Annotated in this window: 18 protein-coding genes and 1 pseudogene; 10 read left to right on the top strand and 9 right to left on the bottom strand. The window is 70.4% G+C overall.

Annotated elements, in window-relative coordinates:
• Positions 1–131: 131 nt before the first annotated feature.
• Positions 132–1,046, bottom strand: a complete 915-nt coding sequence (locus H8R17_RS41570) for a bifunctional helix-turn-helix transcriptional regulator/GNAT family N-acetyltransferase (protein WP_187828383.1) — start codon at positions 1,044–1,046, stop codon at positions 132–134.
• 47 nt (positions 1,047–1,093) lie between these two features.
• Positions 1,094–1,855 (bottom strand): hypothetical protein, encoded by a 762-nt coding sequence (locus H8R17_RS41565; RefSeq protein WP_187828382.1) that lies wholly within the window; start codon positions 1,853–1,855, stop codon positions 1,094–1,096.
• A gap of 178 nt (positions 1,856–2,033) precedes the next feature.
• On the opposite strand from H8R17_RS41565, the gene H8R17_RS41560 reads away from it, so the two are divergent.
• The 5 genes from H8R17_RS41560 to H8R17_RS41540 are packed head-to-tail and all read left to right on the top strand — an operon-like array spanning position 2,034 to position 9,340.
• A complete protein-coding gene (locus H8R17_RS41560) occupies positions 2,034–3,551 on the top strand; it encodes an aldehyde dehydrogenase family protein (RefSeq protein WP_187828381.1) in 1,518 nt (505 codons plus the stop codon).
• 51 nt (positions 3,552–3,602) lie between these two features.
• On the top strand, positions 3,603–5,132 hold the full coding sequence (locus tag H8R17_RS41555; RefSeq protein ID WP_187828380.1) for a GMC family oxidoreductase: 1,530 nt from the start codon (positions 3,603–3,605) through the stop codon (positions 5,130–5,132).
• Positions 5,132–6,442, top strand: a complete 1,311-nt coding sequence (locus H8R17_RS41550) for a glycine betaine/L-proline ABC transporter ATP-binding protein (RefSeq protein ID WP_187828379.1) — start codon at positions 5,132–5,134, stop codon at positions 6,440–6,442. The genes H8R17_RS41555 and H8R17_RS41550 overlap by 1 nt, the downstream gene beginning before the upstream one ends.
• On the top strand, positions 6,442–8,391 hold the full coding sequence (locus H8R17_RS41545; protein ID WP_187828378.1) for a proline/glycine betaine ABC transporter permease: 1,950 nt from the start codon (positions 6,442–6,444) through the stop codon (positions 8,389–8,391). Before H8R17_RS41550 ends, H8R17_RS41545 begins: the two co-directional genes overlap by 1 nt.
• Position 8,392: 1 nt before the next feature.
• Positions 8,393–9,340 (top strand): ABC transporter substrate-binding protein, encoded by a 948-nt coding sequence (locus H8R17_RS41540; protein ID WP_187828377.1) that lies wholly within the window; start codon positions 8,393–8,395, stop codon positions 9,338–9,340.
• A gap of 54 nt (positions 9,341–9,394) precedes the next feature.
• On the opposite strand, the gene H8R17_RS41535 is transcribed toward H8R17_RS41540, so the two are convergent.
• From H8R17_RS41535 to H8R17_RS41525, 3 genes are read right to left on the bottom strand one after another with little or no spacing between them, the layout of a single operon-like run.
• Entirely contained in the window at positions 9,395–10,114 is a 720-nt protein-coding gene (locus tag H8R17_RS41535) for an isocitrate lyase/phosphoenolpyruvate mutase family protein (protein WP_187828376.1), read from the bottom strand.
• Positions 10,111–10,584, bottom strand: a complete 474-nt coding sequence (locus tag H8R17_RS41530) for a carboxymuconolactone decarboxylase family protein (protein WP_187828375.1) — start codon at positions 10,582–10,584, stop codon at positions 10,111–10,113. Before H8R17_RS41530 ends, H8R17_RS41535 begins: the two co-directional genes overlap by 4 nt.
• Positions 10,581–11,090: a carboxymuconolactone decarboxylase family protein gene (locus H8R17_RS41525; RefSeq protein WP_187828374.1), complete on the bottom strand. Its 510-nt coding sequence runs from the start codon at positions 11,088–11,090 to the stop codon at positions 10,581–10,583. Before H8R17_RS41525 ends, H8R17_RS41530 begins: the two co-directional genes overlap by 4 nt.
• 47 nt (positions 11,091–11,137) lie before the next feature.
• Between H8R17_RS41525 and H8R17_RS41520 the strand changes: the two genes are divergently transcribed.
• Together H8R17_RS41520 and H8R17_RS41515 are read left to right on the top strand one after the other, a co-directional pair.
• Positions 11,138–12,544 (top strand): PLP-dependent aminotransferase family protein, encoded by a 1,407-nt coding sequence (locus H8R17_RS41520; RefSeq protein ID WP_187828373.1) that lies wholly within the window; start codon positions 11,138–11,140, stop codon positions 12,542–12,544.
• Between the two features lie 49 nt (positions 12,545–12,593).
• Positions 12,594–13,060, top strand: a pseudogene (locus H8R17_RS41515) (carboxymuconolactone decarboxylase family protein).
• Between the two features lie 76 nt (positions 13,061–13,136).
• Here H8R17_RS41515 and H8R17_RS48105 read toward each other — a convergent pair.
• Both H8R17_RS48105 and H8R17_RS41510 read right to left on the bottom strand, forming a co-directional pair.
• Positions 13,137–13,262, bottom strand: a complete 126-nt coding sequence (locus H8R17_RS48105) for a hypothetical protein (RefSeq protein ID WP_262505924.1) — start codon at positions 13,260–13,262, stop codon at positions 13,137–13,139.
• 73 nt (positions 13,263–13,335) lie between these two features.
• Positions 13,336–14,241 (bottom strand): hypothetical protein, encoded by a 906-nt coding sequence (locus tag H8R17_RS41510; RefSeq protein ID WP_262505925.1) that lies wholly within the window; start codon positions 14,239–14,241, stop codon positions 13,336–13,338.
• A gap of 130 nt (positions 14,242–14,371) precedes the next feature.
• On the opposite strand from H8R17_RS41510, the gene H8R17_RS41505 reads away from it, so the two are divergent.
• The 3 genes from H8R17_RS41505 to H8R17_RS41495 all read left to right on the top strand — a co-directional run bounded on the left by H8R17_RS41505 (position 14,372) and on the right by H8R17_RS41495 (position 17,374).
• On the top strand, positions 14,372–14,731 hold the full coding sequence (locus H8R17_RS41505; RefSeq protein WP_187828372.1) for a hypothetical protein: 360 nt from the start codon (positions 14,372–14,374) through the stop codon (positions 14,729–14,731).
• A gap of 16 nt (positions 14,732–14,747) precedes the next feature.
• A complete protein-coding gene (locus H8R17_RS41500; RefSeq protein ID WP_187828371.1) occupies positions 14,748–15,938 on the top strand; it encodes a glutathionylspermidine synthase family protein in 1,191 nt (396 codons plus the stop codon).
• 125 nt (positions 15,939–16,063) lie between these two features.
• Positions 16,064–17,374 carry an IS630 family transposase gene (locus H8R17_RS41495; RefSeq protein WP_223126076.1) on the top strand — a complete coding sequence of 437 codons (1,311 nt, stop codon included), beginning with the start codon at positions 16,064–16,066 and terminating at the stop codon, positions 17,372–17,374.
• Between the two features lie 292 nt (positions 17,375–17,666).
• Here the strand turns inward: H8R17_RS41495 and H8R17_RS41490 are convergent, their stop codons facing one another.
• Positions 17,667–18,083, bottom strand: coding sequence for a hypothetical protein (locus tag H8R17_RS41490; RefSeq protein WP_187828370.1), 417 nt, complete (start codon positions 18,081–18,083; stop codon positions 17,667–17,669).
• Positions 18,077–18,736 carry a replication/maintenance protein RepL gene (locus tag H8R17_RS41485; RefSeq protein ID WP_187828369.1) on the bottom strand — a complete coding sequence of 220 codons (660 nt, stop codon included), beginning with the start codon at positions 18,734–18,736 and terminating at the stop codon, positions 18,077–18,079. Before H8R17_RS41485 ends, H8R17_RS41490 begins: the two co-directional genes overlap by 7 nt.
• Positions 18,737–20,056: the final 1,320 nt, after the last annotated feature.

Raw genomic sequence — 20,056 nt, 5'->3', positions numbered from 1 at the left:
AGGTGGACTGGCAGTTCACCACCCACGATGCACGCATCAAACTGCGTCACCTTTATCCCAAATATTAGCCGCGACAGTCTACTAGGCCGCCAACGGCGCCCGGTCCGGCACCTACGCCCCCGGTCCGGCACCTACGTCCTCGCCCTCCCCGCCTGCGCCAGCCGCTTCTCGAACCAGTGCCCGCCGTAGACGTGGTCGCTGTACGCCGGGATCTCCGTGTAGCCGCACGCCCGGTACATCGCCTGCGCCTCGGTGAGCGCGGAGTGCGTGTCGAGGCGTACGACGGTGAAGTGCCGTTCGGCGGCCTCGCGTTCCAGGGCGGCGAGCAGGCGGCGGGCGAGGCCGAGGCGGCGGGCGTCCGGGTGCACCCACACGTGCCTGATCTCGCCGACGCCGGGTGCGAGCCGGCGCAGCGCGCCGCAGCCCGCGGGGCGGCCCTCCTTGTACGCCACGAAGAACGCGCCGGCGTTACCCGACAGCTCGTCGGGGTGGACGAGGTCGGACCTGTCGAAGCCCTCGGGGAAGCGGGCGTCGATGTCGGCGGCGTACGCGTCCAGGCAGGCGCGGGCGTCCGGGGCGTGGCCGTCGAGCCGCTCGATCGTGATGCCGGCCAGCTGCAGCAGGCGCTGCGCGGTGCCCATCGCGTCGGTGAGCTGCTCGCGCTGGGCCGCGGTCAGCCCGCCCAGCAGCCCGGACGCGACCGCGTCGGCCCGGCGGTTCTGCTCCCTGACCTCGGTCCGCCCGGCCGGGGTCAGCTCGATCACACGGCGCCGGCTGTCCTGCGGGTGCACGCTTGTGCGGACCATGCCCTGCGCCTCCAGGGCCTTCGCCATCCGGCTGAGATAACCGGCGTCGAGGCCGAGCACGCCGCGCAGCTCGCGCAGCGACACGCCCCCGCGATGCCCGGCGATCTCGAACAGCAGCCGGGCCTCGCCGAGGGGCCGGTCCTGGCCGAGGTAGTGGTCGTCGAGGACGCCGATACGGCGCGTGAAGTACCGGTTGAACCGGCGGAAGGCCGTCACATGCTGCGTCGACACGGGGCTCATATTTCTTTGACTTTAGTCAAAGGATGCCGGGAGGTCCATGTCCGGGGTCACAAGCTCTGCAGTTCCTCCTGGAGCCTGCCGACGTCCACCGACTCGTCCGCCGAGGGGGTCTCGGACGGGACCGGCCTGTCGTAGTCCTTGAAGGACAGGGCCAGGTCGGTGCCGTCGCCCTTCTCGGTCGCGCGGACGATGCGGTGCGGGGCGTCCGAGGTGACGTACATCGTGGCCTGCTTGCCGTCCTCCTTGCCCCTGAGGGGGATGACCTTCGTGTCGTCGAGCGTGGTCTCCTCGCCCTTCTGCAGGGACCTGTCGTCGGGTGCCTGGGTCCCGACGTCGCGCTGGAAGGAGGTCAGGCTGCACGTCTCGGCCATGCCCTTGAGTATGGCGTCCCTGGTGGAGCCGTGGATGTAGCGATTCTTGAACAGCTGGGCCACCGCGTCGCCCTGGCTGCCGGGCACCTGCGCCTTCCAGAACGCGGTGTCGGGCTTCATCCACACCTGCTCACCCCGCGTGACGATCTCCACGCTGCCGCCGCCCCGGCCCATCCTCATCGTGCCGGCGCAGTTGCCGTCCCGGTCCATCGACAGCTTCATCGAGGTCGGCTGCGTCTTGCTGTCGACAGCGCCCCTGCTCCTGTCCGTCAGCTCCATATGGACCGACTTCGCGTCGAGGAGGTTGTCCTTCGCCTGCTCGGCGAGCTCCCGCGCGGTGAGGTCGTCCGCGTCGCTCGCGGTCGCGACCGGCGCCGCGAGGACCCCGAGAAGCAGAGTCGCGCTCGCCGCCACGGAGATCAGTGCTGTCCTGCGCATGGCGTCACCTCCATGAGCAGCGTACTTTTCGCCCCTTTTGCCCGCATGTTCAGTGACACAGCGCACTTTCGGCCACGGATTCTGCATGCAATCGTCTACCCAGGGCATGCGCACTCGGTCCCGAGTCACACCTGTGTGACACAGGGGCACTGAACAGGAACGGAAGGCAAGACGGAGCATGGCGGACATAGAACGACAGGTGCGCAGGACCATTCACGCGGGAGGCGAGTGGCTGGAAGCAGTCTCCGGAGCCACGCGCGAGATCCTCGACCCCGCGGACGGCCTGCCGTTCGCCGTGGTCGCGGAGGGCGACGAGAAGGACACGGACCGGGCGGTCACGGCCGCGCGGCAGGCCTTCGACCACGGCGACTGGCCGCACACGCCCGTCGCCGAGCGCGCCGCGCTGCTGCGCCGGGTCGCCGACCTGCTCGTGCGAGACCGCGAGAAGATCGGCCTGCTGGAGAGTCGCGACGCGGGCAAGACCGTCGAGGAGGGCCGGGTCGACGTCGACTGCGTCGCCGACGCCTTCCGCTACTTCGCCGACCTGGTCGCCGCGGAGGTGCCCGGCCGGGTCGTCGACGCGGGCTCGCCCGACATCCACAGCGTCGTCGTCCACGAACCGGTCGGGGTGTGCGCAATGAACACGCCCTGGAACTACCCGCTGCTCCAGGCCAGCTGGAAGATCGCCCCCGCGCTCGCCGCCGGGAACACCTTCGTGATCAAGCCCAGTGAGATCACCCCGCTGACGACGGTCGCGCTGATCGAGCTGCTGGCCGAGGCCGGGCTGCCCGTCGGGGTCGCCAACATCGTCACGGGCCCCGGTCACACCGTCGGCGCCCGGCTCGCCGAGCACCCCGACGTCGACCTGATCTCCTTCACCGGCGGCCTGGTCAGCGGCACGAAGGTGGCCCAGGCCGCCGCCCCGAGCGTCAAGAAGGTCGCCCTCGAACTCGGCGGCAAGAACCCCAACATCGTCTTCGCCGACGCCTGCGCCACCGACGAGGCCTTCGACACCGCCGTCGACCAGGCCCTCAACGCGGCCTTCATCCACAGCGGCCAGGTCTGCTCGGCGGGCGGTCGCCTCATCATCGAGGAGTCCGTCCGGGACCGGTTCGTCGCCGAACTCGCCCGCCGCGCCGAGCGCATCCGTCTGGGCCGCGGCACCGAGGACGGCGTCGAGTGCGGTCCGCTGGTCTCCGCGCAGCAGCGCGAGAAGACCGAGGCGTATGTCGCCTCCGCGCTCGCCGAGGGCGCGGTGCTGCGCTGCGGCGGCAAGCGGCCCGAGCTGTCACCGCAGCGCCCGCAGGGCGGCTACTTCTACGAGCCGACGGTCCTCGACCGCTGCCACCGCGAGATGAAGGTCGTACGGGAGGAGGTCTTCGGGCCGGTCCTCACCGTGGAGACCTTCCGTACCGAGGACGAGGCCGTCGCCCTCGGCAACGACACCGAGTACGGCCTCGCGGGCGCCGTGTGGACCGCCGACGCGGGCCGCGCCCGCCGGGTGGCCGGCCGGTTGCGGCACGGCACCGTCTGGATCAACGACTTCCACCCCTACCTCCCGCAGGCGGAGTGGGGCGGCTTCGGCAAGAGCGGAGTGGGCCGTGAGCTCGGCCCGGCCGGACTCGCCGAGTACCGCGAGAGCAAGCACGTCTACCAGAACCTCGCGCCGAAGCCGGTGCGGTGGTTCGCGGGCTGAGCCCCACCCTTCGAGCCCCCGATCACGTCACCCCCCTGGAGCAAGTACCCCATGCCCGAGACCACCCACGAGTACGACTATGTCGTCATCGGCGGCGGCACCGCAGGCTCCGTCATCGCCTCCCGCCTGACCGAGAACCCGGACGTCACCGTCGCCGTCATCGAGGGCGGCCCCAGCGACGTCGGCCGCGAGGACGTGCTGACGCTGCGCCGCTGGATGGGCCTGCTCGGCGGCGAGCTGGACTACGACTACCCGACCACCGAGCAGCCCCGCGGCAACTCCCACATCCGGCACAGCCGCGCCCGCGTCCTGGGCGGCTGCTCCTCGCACAACACGCTCATCGCCTTCAAGCCGCTGCCGTCCGACTGGGACGAGTGGGAGCAAGCGGGCGCCAAGGGCTGGGGCGCGGTCCAGATGGAGGCGTACTACGCCCGGCTGAAGAACAACGTCGTCCCGGTCGACGAGAAGGACCGGAACGCCATCGCCCGCGACTTCGTCGACGCCGCCCAGCAGGCCCTGGGCGTGCCGCGCGTCGAGGGCTTCAACAAGAAGCCGTTCGCCGAGGGCGTCGGCTTCTTCGACCTGGCCTACCACCCGGAGAACAACAAGCGCTCGTCGGCGTCCGTGGCCTACCTGCACCCGGTGATGGACGAGCGGCCCAACCTGACGATCCTTCTGGAGACCTGGGCGCACAAGCTGGAGCTGGACGGCACCCGCGCCGAGGGCGTCCACGTGCGCACCAAGGACGGCGAGGAACTTCTCGTGCGGGCCCGCCGCGAGGTCCTGCTGTGCGCGGGCGCGGTGGACTCGCCCCGGCTGCTGCTGCACTCCGGCATCGGACCGCGGGCCGACCTCGAGGCGCTCGGTATCCCGATCGTGCACGACCTGCCGGGCGTCGGCGAGAACCTGCTCGACCACCCCGAGTCGGTGATCGTCTGGGAGACCAACGGCCCCATCCCGGAGAACTCCGCGATGGACTCCGACGCGGGCCTGTTCGTCCGCCGCGACCCCGGACACGCGGGCCCCGACCTGATGTTCCACTTCTACCAGATCCCGTTCACGGACAACCCGGAGCGACTGGGCTACGAGCGGCCGGAGTTCGGCGTCTCGATGACCCCGAACATCCCCAAGCCGAAGAGCCGGGGACGGCTGTACCTGAAGAGCGCGGACCCCGCCGAGAAGCCCGCCCTGGACTTCCGCTACTTCACCGACGAGGACGACTACGACGGCCGCACCCTCGTCGACGGCATCCGCATCGCCCGCGAGATCGCGAAGACCGAGCCGCTGGCCGGCTGGCTGGGGCGCGAGGTGTGCCCTGGACCGGACATCACCGGCGACGAGGAGCTCAGCGAGTACGCCCGCAAGGTCGCGCACACCGTGTACCACCCGGCGGGCACCTGCCGCATGGGCGCCGCCGACGACCAACTGGCCGTTGTGGACCCGCAGTTGCGGATCCGGGGCCTGGACGGTATCCGTATCGCGGACGCCTCCGTCTTCCCGACCATGACCGCCGTGAACCCGATGATCGGGGTCCTCATGGTCGGGGAACGAGCCGTCGACCTCATCGGGGGTGGTGTGTGATGAGCACGATCACGGACACGGAGACGGTCACCGAGACCGCCGTGAGCACACCGGTCTTCTCCGTCGACGGCCTGTGGAAGGTCTTCGGGCCCAAGGCCGACCGGATACCCGGCGCCCCCGGCCTCACCGCGCTCGACGCCGCCGAGCTGCGCGCCCGCACCGGCTGCACGGCCGCCGTCCGGGACGTCAGCTTCGACGTGCGCAAGGGCGAGGTCTTCGTCGTCATGGGCCTGTCCGGCTCCGGCAAGTCCACGCTGGTGCGCTGTCTGACCCGGCTGATCGAGCCGACGGCGGGCACCATCGCCATCGACGGCGAGGACGTACGCGCCATGGACAAGGCGCGGCTGCGCGAGCTGCGCCGGCACCGGGCCGCGATGGTCTTCCAGCACTTCGGGCTCCTGCCGCACCGCACGGTCCTCGACAACGTGGCCTACGGCCTGGAGATCCAGGGCATGGGCAAGGCCGAGCGGCGTGCGCGGGCGGCCGAGGTCGTCGCCAAGGTCGGCCTGGAGGGCATGGAGCAGCGCAGGCCGGCCCAGCTGTCCGGCGGTCAGCAGCAGCGGGTCGGGCTGGCCCGCGCACTCGCCGCCGACCCCGAGGTCCTCCTCTTCGACGAGCCGTTCAGCGCGCTCGACCCGCTGATCCGGCGGGACATGCAGGAGGAGGTGATCCGGCTGCACCGTGAGGAGGGCCGCACGATGGTCTTCATCACCCACGACCTGAGCGAGGCGCTCAAGCTCGGGGACCGCATCGCCCTGATGCGCGACGGCCGGATCGTGCAGCTCGGCACGCCCGAGGAGATCGTCGGCTCGCCCGCCGACGACTACGTCCGCGAGTTCGTCCGCGACGTCCCGCGCGAACAGGTCATGACAGTCCGCACCGCCATGCGCGCCTCCTCCGCCGACGAGGCCGCCGACGGCCCGGCGGTCGCCCCCGACGCCACGGTCTCCGAGGCCATCGAGGCAGTGGCCCGCGCCGGCGCCCCGGCCCGCGTGATGTCCGACGGCCGCTGCCTGGGCGTGGTCGATCCGGAAAACCTGCTGGGCGTGGTGGCGGGCGTGGCAACGACTTCTGCGGACGCGGACGCTGACGCAGCGCCGGACTCCGAAGCCGCCGTAACCGAGGACGCAGCCGACGCCGCAGCCGCGGGCGCCGATGCCGACGCAGCCGCGGGCAGTCGTGCCGCCGGGGCGGCACGGGTGGGCGATGCGGGTGCCTTCGCGCGAGCTCGTTCGAGCGTGGGGGAGGCACCCCGAGAGCGCGGGGAAGCGACCCACCCCTCCGGCGACACCCGCGAGGAGCAGGCCTGATGGCAACGGCCACCGCGTCAGCCCCCCGCACAGCTCTCCCCGGCCTACTCAGGAAGCGCGCCGTGGGCAAGCTCGCCCTGCTCGCCCTGGCCGCAGCGATCCTCGTACCGCTCGCCAACGCCCGCTGGGCCAGCGGCGCATGGCCCGACGCCCTGACCGTCAACCTCTCCGAGCCGCTCGCCAAGACCAGCGACTGGATCATCAACAACAGGGACAGCCACCCCCTGTTCCTGTACTTCCTCGGCTACATCAGCAACGCGGTCGTCATCTCCGTCCGTGCCGTCTACCTGCTGCTCCTCGCCGCAGGCTGGGCCGGCGTCACCGCAGTCGGCGCCCTCATCGCCTGGCGCGTCGCCGGAATCCGCCTCGCCCTCGGCACGGCCGCCGCCTTCCTGGCCTGCGGCCTGCTCGGCATGTGGGTGCCGACCATGCAGACGCTCGCCCTGATGGTCGTAGCCGTCCTCGCATCGGTCGTCGTAGGCGCCGTGCTGGGCCTGGGCGCCGGGCTCTCCGACCGCCTGGACCGCGCCCTGCGCCCGATTCTGGACACCATGCAGGTGCTCCCGGCGTTCGCCTACCTCCTGCCCGTCGCCCTGATCTTCGGCATGGGCGTCCCGGCCGCCGCCCTCGCCACCGTCATCTACGCCGCCCCGCCCATGGCCCGGCTCACCGCCCTCGGCCTGCGCGGCGCCGACACGGAGGTCCTGGAGGCCGTCGATTCCCTCGGCGCCACCGGACGCCAGCGCCTGCTGACCGCCCGGATCCCGCTGGCCCGCAAGGAACTCCTGCTCGGCCTCAACCAGACGATCATGATGGCGCTGTCCATGGCGGTCATCGCGTCGGTCATCGGCGGCGCCGGCCTCGGTGACCGCGTCTACCAGGCGCTGGGCTCGGTCGACGTCGGTGCCGCGCTCGCCGCCGGTATCCCGATCGTGCTGCTCGCCGTCGTACTCGACCGGGTGACCGGCGCGGCGGGCGAGCGGCTCGGGGACACCGCCCCGAAGGCGCCCGTCAGCCAGTGGGCGTACGTCCTCGGCGGCGCCGCCGTCGTGGCCGTCGCCGGACGCCTCGCGGGCCGGCTGGAGTGGCCCGACTCCTGGGTCGTGAACATCGCCGAGCCGGTCAACCGCGCCGTCGACTGGATGACCGCGCACCTCCTCACCGGCATCCCGGTCATCGGCGGCACCGCCGACTGGGCGGCCCATTTCACCACCTGGGTGCTCGACCCGATCCGCGACGGCCTCCAGTGGCTGCCCTGGTGGTCGCTGCTGCTGATCGTCGCCGCCCTGGCCTGGCTGATCGGCACCTGGCGCACCGCGCTCACCGCGGTCCTCGCGATGGCCGCCATCGGCGCCCTGGGCGTGTGGGACAAGTCCCTCGACACGCTCTCGCAGGTGCTGGCGGCCGTCGCCGTCACCCTGGTCGTGGGCTTCGCGACCGGTATCGCGGCGGCCCGCAGCAGCCGCCTGGAGCGACTGCTGCGCCCCGTCCTGGACGTGTTCCAGACGATGCCGCAGTTCGTCTACCTGATCCCGGTCGTCGCCCTGTTCGGCATCGGCCGCGCCCCGGCCGTGGCCGCCGCGATCGTCTACGCGCTCCCGGCCGTCATCCGCATCACCACGCAGGGCCTGCGCCAGGTCGACCCGGCCGCGCTGGAGTCCTCCAGTTCGCTCGGCGCGACCAGCTGGCAGCAGCTGCGGCAGGTGCAGCTCCCGCTCGCCCGCCCGGCGCTGCTGCTCGCCCTCAACCAGGGCCTCGTCCTGGTCCTCGCCGTCGTCGTCATCGGCGGCCTGGTCGGCGGTGGCGCGCTCGGCTACGACGTCGTCTTCGGCCTCGCCCAGGGCGACCTGGCGACCGGTCTGGTGGCCGGCGCGGCGATCGTCTGCCTGGGCCTGATGCTGGACCGGGTGACGCAGCCGACGGAACGCCGCGCGAGGAAGGGAGCCTGACATGCGACTCCGTACGACCGCCGCGGTGGGCGCCCTGTTGCTGCTGACCGGCTGCGGCGCAGCCGACATGACCAAGCAGGCGTCCCCCTTCGCCAACGCCCAGGGAGCCAAGACGGTGACCCTGTCCGTGCAGTCCTGGGTCGGCGCCCAGGCCAACGTGGCCGTCGCCCAGTACCTGCTGGAGCACGAGCTGGGCTACCGCGTCGACACCGTCCAGGTGGACGAGGTGCCCGCGTGGGACGCGCTAAGCCAGGGCCGGGTCGACGCGATCCTGGAGGACTGGGGCCACCCCGAGCAGGAGCAGCGGTACGTCAAGGACAAGAAGACGATCGCGCCCGGCGGCGACCTCGGCGTCACCGGGCACATCGGCTGGTTCGTCCCGACGTACCTGGCGAAGCAGCACCCCGACATCACGAACTGGAAGAACCTCAACAAGTACTCCTCGCTGTTCCGCACCGCCGAGAGCGGCAGCAAGGGCCAGCTGATGGACGGCTCCCCGTCCTACGTCACCAACGACAAGTCGCTGGTGAAGAACCTGAAGCTGGACTACCAGGTGGTGTTCGCCGGTTCGGAGGCGGCGCAGATCACCCAGATCAGGCAGTTCGCCAAGGAGAAGAAGCCCTTCCTCACCTACTGGTACACACCCCAGTGGCTGTTCGAGAAGGTGCCGATGACCGAGGTGAAGCTGCCGCCGTACAAGGAGGGCTGCGACGCCGACCCGGCGAAGGTCGCCTGCGCCTACCCGCACACCCCGCTGCAGAAGTACCTCAACGCGGACTTCGCGAAGGACGGCGGCAAGGCGGCGGCCTTCCTGAAGAAGTTCAAGTGGACGACCGAGGACCAGAACGAGGTCTCCCTGATGATCGCCGAGCAGAAGCTCTCCCCGCAGGAGGCGGCGAAGAAGTGGGTGGACCGCCACGCGTCCACGTGGCAGGCGTGGCTGCCCTGACCGTCACTTCGTTCTGACCGTCACTTCGTTCTGACCGTCACTGCGTCGTGACGGTCACTTCACGAGGCCGGCCGCGATGTCCCGCAGGGCCTGCGCTGCCCTGCGCTGGAGTCCCGGTCCGAAAGTGATCCGGGTGGCCCCGAGTGCGCCGAGTTCGGCGGGCGAGGGGCCCCCGGCGACCTTCGCGCCCACGTTGACGGGCCCCTGGATGCCCGCCCGCAACTGCGGCAGGACGTCCGGCGGGGCGCCGATCGGGTACACGCAGTCGGCGCCCGCGGCGACGTACAGCGCGGCCCGCTCGACGGCCCGTCCGGGATCGGCGACCCCGCAGGCGAACGTGTCGACGCGCGCGTTGACGAACAGGCGGTCGCCGGCCGCGGCCCGCACCTCGGCGAGCCAGTCGGCGTGCCGGTGCGGGTCCTTGAGGACGTCGTTCTCGGAGTCCTCGAGGTTGCAGCCCACGGCCCCCGCCTCCAGCAGCCGCTCCACCAGCTCCCTGGGCGCGAGCCCGTACCCGCCCTCCACGTCCGCCGACACCGGCACGTCGACGGCCCGGGTGATGCGCGCGACCGCCGCGAACATCTCGTCGGCCGGGGTCTGCCCGTCCTCGTGGCCGAGCGAGGCGGCGACCCCGGCGCTGGGCGTCGCGAGCGCCGGGAAACCGGCCTCGGCGAAGACGCGGGCACTGGCCGCGTCCCACGGCCCGGGCAGCACCAGGGGGTCGCCCGGCGGTCTGTCGTGGTGCAGGGCGCGGAACGTGTCGACCTTGCTCACGGCGTGTAGCCCCCCGGCGGGATCCGGCGGCTGACCATCACCCGGTTCCAGTTGTTGATGGCGGCGATCAGGCCGACCAGGTGGGCGAGCTGAGCGTCGTCGAAGTGCTTGGCGGCCCTCTCGTAGACCTCGTCCGGCACGAAATCTTCCCCAGACTTCGTCCGGGAGGTGCCCCCGGTCAGGACCGTCACCGCCTCGGTCAGGGCGAGGGCGGACCGCTCGCGGTCGTCGTAGACGTCCTCGGCCTCCTCCCAGGCGGCCAGGAGGTCCAGCTTCTGCTGACGCACGCCGTGTTCGCGGGCCAGGGTGAGGTGCATGTCGAGGCAGAACGCGCAGTGGTTGAGCTGCGAGGCCCGGATCATCACCAGCTCGGCAAGCTCCGGGGCGCCGAGGCCCCGCTTCGCGGCGGCGCTGAGGGCCGACATGGCCCGGGCGACGCCGCGGTCGAGGAGCTGCGTACGGGCCGTCACTTGCGGCGCCCCCGGTCGTAGTGGCCCGGCGCCATGCGGAAGGTCACGCCGAACCGGTTCCACGCGTTGATCGTCGCGATCGCCGAGATCAGCTGCGCCAGCTCGGCCTCCTCGAAGTGCTTGGCGGCCTTCTCGTACACCTCGTCCGGCACGAAACCGTCCGTAAGGACGGTCACCGCCTCGGTCAGCTCCAGCGCCGCCAGCTCCTTCTCGGTGTAGAAGTGCCGCGACTCCTCCCAGGCGCTGAGCTGGATGATCCGCTCGACGCTCTCGCCCTGCGCGAGCGCGTCCCTGGAGTGCAGGTCGACGCACAGGGCGCAGTGGTTGATCTGGGAGGCGCGGATCTTCACCAGCTCGTACAGCTTTTGGTCGAGGCCCTGCTTGGCGGCCGTGTCGAGCTGGATCATCGCCTTGTAGACCTCGGGGGCGAGCCGGGCCCAGTCCAGGCGCTGGGGGATCTCGGGGGCGTACTCCGCGGTCGTCTTCTCTTCGTGGGTCGTCGTCATGTCCTCGACCCTAGGAGTCAGGCAGCCCAGGGGTATGGTCCATTTCCATGGCGAAACCCTGGGCCACTTTGGGCGTAGACCTGCATGTGGAGCCGACCGGACCGGGCCTGCGGCGCGGGCTGACCGACGCCCTGCGCGAGGCGGTGCGCTCCGGCCGGCTGGCCCCCGGCACCCGGCTGCCCTCCTCCCGCACGCTCGCCGCCGACCTGGGCATCGCCCGCAACACGGTCGCCGACGCCTACGCCGACCTGGTCGCGGAGGGCTGGCTGACCGCACGGCAGGGCTCGGGTACGCGAGTGGGCGATCGCACCGTCGTCCCGCCGTCAGGGGCGGCGCCCCGCCCCCGCCGGGAGACCGGCCCCGCCTACGACCTGTGCCCCGGCAACCCCGACCTCGCCTCCTTCCCGCGCACCGAGTGGCTCAAGGCAGCCCGCCGAGCTCTGGCCGTCGCCCCGAACGACGCCCTCGGCTACGGCGACCCCCGCGGCCGCCCCGAACTGCGCACCGCGCTCGCCGGATATCTGTCCCGCGCCCGGGGCGTGCGCGCCGACCCCGAACGGATCGTGGTGTGCTCCGGGTTCGGGCACGGCCTGAGGCTGCTCGGGCGCGTCCTGCGGGCACGCGGCGTACGGACGGCCGGCGTCGAGTCGTACGGGCTCGATCTGCACTGGAACCTGCTGACCGACACCGGTCTGCGCACCGCCGTGCTGCCCTTCGACGAGCTCGGCACGGACCCCGCCGGCCTGGCGGACACGGACGCCGGTGCCGTCCTGCTCACACCCGCCCACCAGTTCCCGATGGGCGTGCCCCTGCACCGCGACCGTCGGGCGGCCGTCGTGGACTGGGCGCGCCGCAGCGGCGGGCTGGTCCTGGAGGACGACTACGACGGCGAGTTCCGCTACGACCGGCGCCAGCCCGTCGGCGCGCTCCAGGGCCTGGACCCCGACCGTGTGGTCTACCTGGGCACCGCCAGCAAGTCCCTCGCCCCCGGCCTGCGGCTGGCGTGGATGGTGCTGCCGCCGGACCTCGCGGAGGAGGCCGCGCGGGCCAAGGGCGACAGCGACACGTGCGGGGCGCTGGACCAGCTGACACTGGCCGAGTTCCTCACCTCCGGCGCCTACGACCGGCACGTACGGTCCGCCCGGCTGCGGTACCGGCGCCGCCGGGACGCCCTGGTCGCGGCGCTCACCGCCCGCGCGGCCCCCCGGTCAGCGGTTCGGGCCACCGGCATCGCGGCCGGACTGCACGCCGTACTCCAACTCCCGCCCGGCACCGAGCAGTCGGTGGTCCAGGGAGCCGCCTGGCAGGGCCTGGCGCTGCACGGCCTCACCCGCTACCGCCACCCCGACGCGACCGGTGACGCGCCGGACGCCCTGGTCGTCGGGTACGGGACACCGCCCGACCACGCGTGGTCGGGAGCGCTGGACGCGTTGTGCGCCGTACTGCCCGGGTAATCGGCCGGTTTTCCGTTCGGAAATAGGGTTGATTGGATGGAGTCGCCGGATGAGCAAAAGCGATTCCATATCCCGTGTCGCCCTGAAGAAGGTTGCCCCCGACGTCTCCGCCGCAATGGGCTCCCTGCACGCCGCCGCCGTTTCCGCGGCACAGGACGCCAAGCTTGGACCGGAACTGCTGGAACTGGTCAGGATCCGCGCCTCGCAGCTCAACGGCTGCGCGTTCTGCCTCGACATGCACACCAGGGACGCGCGCGCCCAGGCGAGACCGAGCAGCGCATCTACGCCCTGAATGCCTGGCGGGAGACGCCGTTCTTCACCGAACGGGAGCGCGCCGCACTGGCGTTGACCGAAGCCGTGACCCTGGTCCACGACGGCAGCGTCCCGGACGCGGTGTACGCCGAGGCCGCGTCCGTCTTCGACGAGTCCCAGACCGCGGCGCTGATCTGGGCGGCCACCGTCATCAACGCGTACAACCGGATCGCGATCGCGACACGTATGGTGCCGAAGAGCTGAATTCCGGCAGGAGGAATTACGCCGGGGCGAATTCGGTTCGGCCCGACGGAATCCCCTGGAATTCAGGCGGCGGAATTCAGGCGACCGGCAATGGCTCCATCTCCCAGGCCAGGGCGGCGCCCTCGCTCGCGAAGCGATAGATCACATGCCACTCCGCCTCACCGTCGACAAGTACGCCACCTCCGCCCACAGTGGGACGCATCCGCCATTCGTTTCGGACTTCTTATGGCAAGTAAAAAAGACTTGCCAAGCCGCCCGAAAAACGGGCATGCTCATTATTCGGACCGCTGCGAAATCGGCCGCTGGTAAATCGGCGAGAAACGCGCGGAATCACTATTCGCGTGAACCTCGTCACCGGAGGCAACCGGCGCCTCCCCGAACCGCGTCAGTGCCAGCGCGCCCGCCACCGCCACGGCGAAGCCGAGCACCGCGAGCCAGGCCAGCCCCGGACGCGTACGGTCCCCCAGCCAGACGACGCCCACCAGCGCGGGCCCCACCGTCTCTCCGAGCACCATCCCGGCGGTGGCCACCGTCACCGACCCCCGCCCGAGCGCGGAGGTCAGCAGTAGAAACGCCGCCCCGCCGCCCAACGGCAGCGCATACACGGCCGGGTTGGCCACCAGCGCCCCGACGTTAGGGTCGTCGACGAGCCGGACCGCAACCTCGACCACCCCGAATCCGAAACCGGCGCCCAGCCCGAGAACGAGCGCCCGCGCCCGCCCCGAAAGCCGGGGCAGCCGGCCGCCCGCGAACCCGAGCAGCAGCACAGCGACGGCCGTACCCAGTACCGCGTACTCCAGCGCTGCCGACCCGCCCCGCTGCCCTTCCGCCCCGGACGCGAGCCCCAGCATCGCGAGCCCCGCGCACACCACCCCCACCGCACCCCACTCGACCCGGCTCAGCTGAACCCGCAGCAGCCGCGCCGCGACCACCGCCGTCACCGCCAGGCTGGCCGCCAGCGCCGCCCCCACCGCATAGATCGGAACCGACCGCAGCGCGGCGATCTGCAGCAGGAACCCGACCCCGTCCAGCCCCAGCCCAGCGACGTACCGCCACTGCCGCAGCGCCCGCAGCAGCAGCGCCGCCTCCCCGCCCCGGCCGGTGTCCGCCACCCGCGCGGCCATCGCCTGCAACACCGTCGCCGTACCGAAGCAGACCGCCGCACCAAGGGCGCACACCATTCCAAAGAGCACGAAGCGACAGTAGGGGAGGGCCCGCCGGCCGGGGGTTCCTGTGCGCGCACTCTCACCGATCTCTAGGCTGTCCGTCACACGCAGACAGCATGAGCAGGACAACGGGGGAGACACCGGCATGGCAAAAACACGGCGACGGCTGCGCTCGAGCACGGTGGTGCTCGGTGGCCTCGGAGTCATCGCGGCGGCCCTGACCTCGTGCGGGTCCGAGCCCGACCGCCGCTGTGTGGACCGCGACAGCTACGACACCCTCAACGGCTACAAGATCATCGCCGACAAGAACTGCAGGTCGGGCTCTTCGGGCGCCTCCAGTGCCGGCCGCAAGAAAACCGGCGCAGGCAAGCGCGGCTCCGACGCCGCCTGGTACTACGACGCCGACGTCAGCGGCGGCTGGGCCGACTACGGCACCTTCAGCCGCAGCGAGGCCGTCGACCGCGGCGGCTTCGGCTGCTCGGGCTCCGGCAGCGGCGGCGGCTGAGCGGGGACCGCGACCCATGGAGCGCCGCACCATCGAACCCCGCCCCGGCTGGCAGCAGACCGTCGAGGAACAGGGGCTCATCTACCCCCTCACCCGCTACCCCGACGGCTCCCTGCGCCCGTACTGGGACGAGAGCGCCTACTACGTCTTCTCGTTGGAGGAGGTCGAGGCCCTGGAGGAGGTCGTCGAGGAACTCCACCGCATGTGCCTGGCCGCCGCCGACCACATCGTCACCGCGGACCGCTTCGCCGACCTCGGCATCACCGACCCGCGCCTGGCGCGGGCGGTCGCCGAGGCCTGGCACCGGCGCACCGAACTCCCCTCCGTCTACGGCCGCTTCGATCTCCGCTACGACGGCACCGGCCCGGCGAAACTCCTGGAGTACAACGCCGACACCCCCACCTCCCTGGTGGAGGCCGCGAGCCCCCAGTGGTTCTGGATGGAGGACCGCTTCCCCGGCGCCGACCAGTGGAACTCCCTCCACGAACGCCTCGTCGACGCCTGGAAGAAACAGGCCGCCCTCCTCCCGCCCGGCAGCCCCCTGTACTTCGCGCACTCCACCGCCGACGAACTCGGCGAGGACCTCATGACGGTCGTCTACCTCAAGGAGACCGCCGAACAGGCCGGCCTGGACACCGCCTGGATCACCATGGAGGACATCGGCTGGGACCGCCTCTCCACCCGCTTCGTCGACCGGAACCTCCGCTTCATCCGCAGCTGCTTCAAGCTCTACCCCTGGGAATGGCTCACCACCGACCGCTTCGCCGGCCAGGTCCTGGACACCCTCGACAACGGCGGCGGCACCGGCAGCACCCTGTGGATCGAACCGGCCTGGAAGATGCTGCTGAGCAACAAGGCCCTGCTGGCCATCCTCTGGGAGCTGTATCCGGGCCACCCGAACCTCCTCCCCGCGTACTTGGACGGCCCCCGCGACCTGGCTTCCGGCCCCGGCTACGTCGCCAAACCCCTGCTCGGCCGCGAGGGTGCAGGCGTCACGATCCACGAGCCGGGCACCGCCCCCGCCCCCGCCATCCGCGACGAACCCTGCTGCTACCAGCAACTGGCCCCCCTGCCGTCCTTCGACGGCAACCACGTCGTCCTGGGCACCTGGGTCGTCGAGAACGAGTCCGCAGGCCTCGGCATCCGCGAATCCGCGGGCCTGATCACCGACGAGTACGCCCGCTTCCTGCCGCACGTGATTCTCTAGTGTCCTGCGCCTGAAATTGCAGTCGTAAGTCTGTAGGCTGTTTTCATGTCGCATCGGGGTCCGCGTGCTGTCGAGGTTGTGCTGTCCGAGGAGGAGCGCGCCGAGTTGGCGCGGATCGTCCTGTCTTGTGCGGATGGTGCGTCAAGTTCCCAGGTGGCGGTCGATTTGGGCGTGAACGTGGCGACGGTGCGCAAGNGGCGCGGATCGTCCTGTCTTGTGCGGATGGTGCGTCAAGTTCCCAGGTGGCGGTCGATTTGGGCGTGAACGTGGCGACGGTGCGCAAGTGGCGCTCCCGGTTCGCGGTTCACCGGCTGGCGGGCCTGGCCGACGAGCCACGGCCGGGCCGGCGCAAGCCGGACCTGGTCCTCACCGAGGCCGAGCATGCGCAGTTGACGCGCTGGGCGCGGCGGGCGAAGACTGCGCAGTTCCTGGCGCTGCGCGCGAAGATCGTGCTGCGCTGCGCGGAGGGTGGGACGAACAAACAGGTCGCCGCCGAACTCGGCATCGCGCAGGCGACGGTCAACCGCTGGCGGTCGCGGTTCATTGCGGCTCGCCTGGATGGGCTCGCGGACGAGCCGCGCCCGGGCCGGCCGCCCTCGATCCTGCTTGACCAGGTCGAGGACGTGGTCGTCGCGACGCTGGAGTCCACTCCGGGCGAGGACACCCACTGGTCGCGCGCCTCGATGGCGAAGCGCACCGGATTGTCGAAGTCCACCATCGGGCGGATCTGGAAGAAGTTCGACCTCAAACCGCACCTGCAGGATGCGTTCAAGCTGTCCACCGACCCGCAGTTCGTCGATAAGGTCGTCGACGTCGTCGGCCTGTACCACAACCCACCCGAGAAGGCGGTGGTGCTGTGTGTCGATGAGAAGAGCCAAATACAGGCGCTGGATCGGTCCCAGCCAGTGCTGCCGATGATGCCGGGCATGCCCGAACGTCGCACTCACGACTACCTGCGACACGGCATCACCAGCCTGTTCGCCGCGTTCAACATCGCCGACGGCACCGTCATCGGCGAACTCCACCGCCGCCACCGGGCCATCGAGTTCAAGAAGTTTCTGGTCACGATAGACAAGGCCGTACCGCGTGAACTCGACGTGCACCTGGTGTGCGACAACTACGCCACCCACAACACGCCCGAGATCAAGGCATGGCTGGGTCGGCACCCGCGCTTTCACGTCCACTTCACCCCTACCGGCTCCTCCTGGATCAACCAGGTCGAGCGGTGGTTCGGCCTGTTGACCGACAAGCTGATCCGACGCGGCGTCCACACCTCGGTGAAGGCCCTGGAGGACGACATCAGGGCATGGATCGCCACCTGGAATGAGAACCCGCGGCCCTTCACCTGGACCAAGACCGCAGACGAGATCCTCAATTCACTCGCCGACTACCTCGCTAAACTCGCCCTCCGACCGCAAAACAAGCCAGTTACTTAAGATCGTAATTTTCGGCGCAGGANCTCAATTCACTCGCCGACTACCTCGCTAAACTCGCCCTCCGACCGCAAAACAAGCCAGTTACTTAAGATCGTAATTTTCGGCGCAGGACACTAGTGGTACCGTCCCTGCGCGTCACACGGCGCTGACCTGCCGTTTCCCCTGGAGGGGAACGATGTACGCACTGGGCGCCCGCCGCTCGGGGCAGACGAATGTGCCCCCGCTGCGCATTCCTGTGCGGCAGGGGCACATTTCACGGTCGGGCATCACCCGGGGGTGATAGCGGGCGGCGTCAGCCGACAGCGCGGACAGCCCGGAGCGGCTGGCTCTGGCGCTTGGGCGGTGCGGTTTCGTACAGCGGGACGGTGATCTCCGGCAGCTCGCCGACCTCGATGCGCTCGGAAGCGTCCTCGATCGCTTCCTCCAGCTCTTCCTGGGAGGCGTAGGAGGCGATGTAGGGGTGGAGGTAGTAGGTCCGGTACTTGCGGTCCTTCGGCCTCAGCACGAGGTTCCGGCTCTCCAGCAGTCCCATCGCGGTGTTCGCGGAGTTCCGCGACAGGCCCACGCGCGCGCCCAGCTCGGCCTGGGAGGCGTTCACCTCGCCGCCGGGCTCCTGGCGCTCGATGAGGACGCTCAGCAGTTCCATCGCGGCCTTGGTGAGGTCCAGCCGGTACAGCATTCCGAAACCGGCGCTCGCCTGGATCAGCATGCCCGCCCCTCCTCGTCGACCACTTCATCTTCCTCGTCTTCGACACCGAGCTCCAGCTGGACGCTGCGCGGTGGCTGCGGGGCGTTCAGGGCTGGGAAGACCTCCTCGGGCAGCTTCCCGTCCTTGTCACGCAAGGCGTTCAGGATCTCGCGCTGCACGTCTCCGTTGCCCTCGAACCCGAGCATCGGGTTCACGAAGATCAGCCCAGTGTCCACGCGCTGGATCATGTGCCATTCCTCAAGGCGGCCGATCGCCCGGGTCACGTTCGCCCGCTCCACACCCAGCTTGTCGGCGATCTTCTTGTGCGTGGCGCGCAGCCAGCCTTCGCGCTGCCGGCCGATGCACCACAGCAGGACCGCGGACTGGATCGGAGACATGCCGTGCTGGGCGATGAGCACGGCCAGGACGTCGGCGAGGAAGTCGTTGGACACCACGCTGTAGCCGGATCCCCCGTACATCTCGTGAGGCGCGCGGTAGGTGTACCGGACGTTGACGTCCATCTGCTGCACCGGCCGCTTACGCGTCGGCGGCTTGATGTCCTTGCCCAGCCGGGAGGACAGGGTCTCGCGGAAGGCGCTGTCACCACCGGGAGGCACAGCGGTGATCCGGCTCTTGCCGCGGCCCGCGGTGGGGCGCTTGGGCTGGCGGGGCATCGACGGTGGTCCTGTCCTCGATCTTGGGGGGTCGCGCCGGACACTAGCAGTTGTTCAAGCTCGGTTGGCAGATTTGTACATGCTGGCGTGTCCCTTTGGTGTCGACGCCGACACAGTGGATTCGAGGGGTGTTTCCTAGAAACCGGCCCCCACCAGCAACGTTCAACAGTTGTACAAGCAGGGTTGGCGAATACGGGTGTCGATGTGGCACCACGGACACATTTTCGCAGGTCAATGTGTCAGCGCCGACACATCCCCTTCCGTAAAAGCCCAGGTCAGAGCCGGTTTTTCCCGAGGGCCCTCTTTTCCTTAAGACGCACGCGCGCGCGAGGGCGGGACCAAGGCGTCACGCACGCACGCAGGCCCGCCACCGACGGCACCAACCACCACAGCCGGCGGTGCGCAGCTCCTGGGGCGTACCAGCCCGCAGCCGCCACCCGGCCCGCCCGACCACCGCACCCGCGAAGGCCCCCAGGCGCCCCGGAGGCGGCTGCTCCGGGGCGCCGCCTCCATCGGGAGGCGCAGGTCCACCGTGGACCCGCAGGCGGCCTCCTGCGGCGCCGGCGGTGGGATGGAACCGGTGCGGACCATAGGCGGCACCAGCGTTGCTGCGTCTCGGGTGGTGCCGACCGTGACGCTTCCAAAGCATCGAGGCGTGGCCGGTACCGGTGGGCAGTTCCGCCGCCCGGCCCTGGGGGGCCGTTCGGCTCCGGTACCTCCGCACGTCGAATTCCAGCGCTCCCATATCGGGCTCCCGTTCTGTGGCTGAGCAATTCACGGCCACGCAATCCCGAATTCTGCCGGTAGTTTTTTCGCCGGGCGGGGTGGTGCGGCCAGAACCCAAACGCTACACAGCGAGCCGTCTTGATGCATCACTCTCGCTGTACGTTCGCGCCATCGGGTGATGCGTCGGCGCATTCTGCCTCACCCTGGCGGGTTGGCGTGTATGCTGGCTGGGTATTGGTGAACGCGAGCGGATGGTTTCGGGAGTTCGGGAGGGGTTCGGGTGGAGCGCAGCGGAGCCCGTCACTGCGGTGGGGCCGGCACCCCGTCAGGCCGATGGTCCGTCACTTCCGTTGCGGGGGTGGTGGCTGGGATTCCCAGGAGCTACACAGGCCCGCGCGTGATGCACCTCCCCCTACTGTCAGCCCCGGCGACCGCGCTTGCGCGGGTGCCCCAATTCGCGCTTGCGCGAATTGCATTCCGTTCCGGAATTCCGTTTACGGAATTCCATTCCCGCGTTTACGCGGGAATCCGAATTGCGCTTGCGCAATTCGCGCTCTATGCCCCGGCTTGCCGGGGCATATCCCGCTCCGCGGG

It is taken from the genome of Streptomyces sp. TRM68367 (genome assembly GCF_014495685.1).
Lineage (GTDB): Bacteria > Actinomycetota > Actinomycetes > Streptomycetales > Streptomycetaceae > Streptomyces.
The sequence above is the reverse complement of the archived record's forward strand: the minus strand, read 5'-3'. Positions and strand labels throughout refer to the sequence as shown.

Bases quoted from the DNA above. Each gene is read 5' to 3' on its own strand.
- H8R17_RS41570 (WP_187828383.1), bottom strand. From the start codon at position 1,046: ATGAGCCCCGTGTCGACGCAGCATGTGACGGCCTTCCGCCGGTTCAAC.
- H8R17_RS41565 (WP_187828382.1), bottom strand. From the start codon at position 1,855: ATGCGCAGGACAGCACTGATCTCCGTGGCGGCGAGCGCGACTCTGCTT.
- H8R17_RS41560 (WP_187828381.1), top strand. From the start codon at position 2,034: ATGGCGGACATAGAACGACAGGTGCGCAGGACCATTCACGCGGGAGGC.
- H8R17_RS41555 (WP_187828380.1), top strand. From the start codon at position 3,603: ATGCCCGAGACCACCCACGAGTACGACTATGTCGTCATCGGCGGCGGC.
- H8R17_RS41550 (WP_187828379.1), top strand. From the start codon at position 5,132: ATGAGCACGATCACGGACACGGAGACGGTCACCGAGACCGCCGTGAGC.
- H8R17_RS41545 (WP_187828378.1), top strand. From the start codon at position 6,442: ATGGCAACGGCCACCGCGTCAGCCCCCCGCACAGCTCTCCCCGGCCTA.
- H8R17_RS41540 (WP_187828377.1), top strand. From the start codon at position 8,393: ATGCGACTCCGTACGACCGCCGCGGTGGGCGCCCTGTTGCTGCTGACC.
- H8R17_RS41525 (WP_187828374.1), bottom strand. From the start codon at position 11,090: ATGACGACGACCCACGAAGAGAAGACGACCGCGGAGTACGCCCCCGAG.
- H8R17_RS41520 (WP_187828373.1), top strand. From the start codon at position 11,138: ATGGCGAAACCCTGGGCCACTTTGGGCGTAGACCTGCATGTGGAGCCG.
- H8R17_RS48105 (WP_262505924.1), bottom strand. From the start codon at position 13,262: ATGCGTCCCACTGTGGGCGGAGGTGGCGTACTTGTCGACGGTGAGGCG.
- H8R17_RS41510 (WP_262505925.1), bottom strand. From the start codon at position 14,241: ATGGTGTGCGCCCTTGGTGCGGCGGTCTGCTTCGGTACGGCGACGGTG.
- H8R17_RS41505 (WP_187828372.1), top strand. From the start codon at position 14,372: ATGGCAAAAACACGGCGACGGCTGCGCTCGAGCACGGTGGTGCTCGGT.
- H8R17_RS41500 (WP_187828371.1), top strand. From the start codon at position 14,748: ATGGAGCGCCGCACCATCGAACCCCGCCCCGGCTGGCAGCAGACCGTC.
- H8R17_RS41490 (WP_187828370.1), bottom strand. From the start codon at position 18,083: ATGCTGATCCAGGCGAGCGCCGGTTTCGGAATGCTGTACCGGCTGGAC.
- H8R17_RS41485 (WP_187828369.1), bottom strand. From the start codon at position 18,736: ATGCCCCGCCAGCCCAAGCGCCCCACCGCGGGCCGCGGCAAGAGCCGG.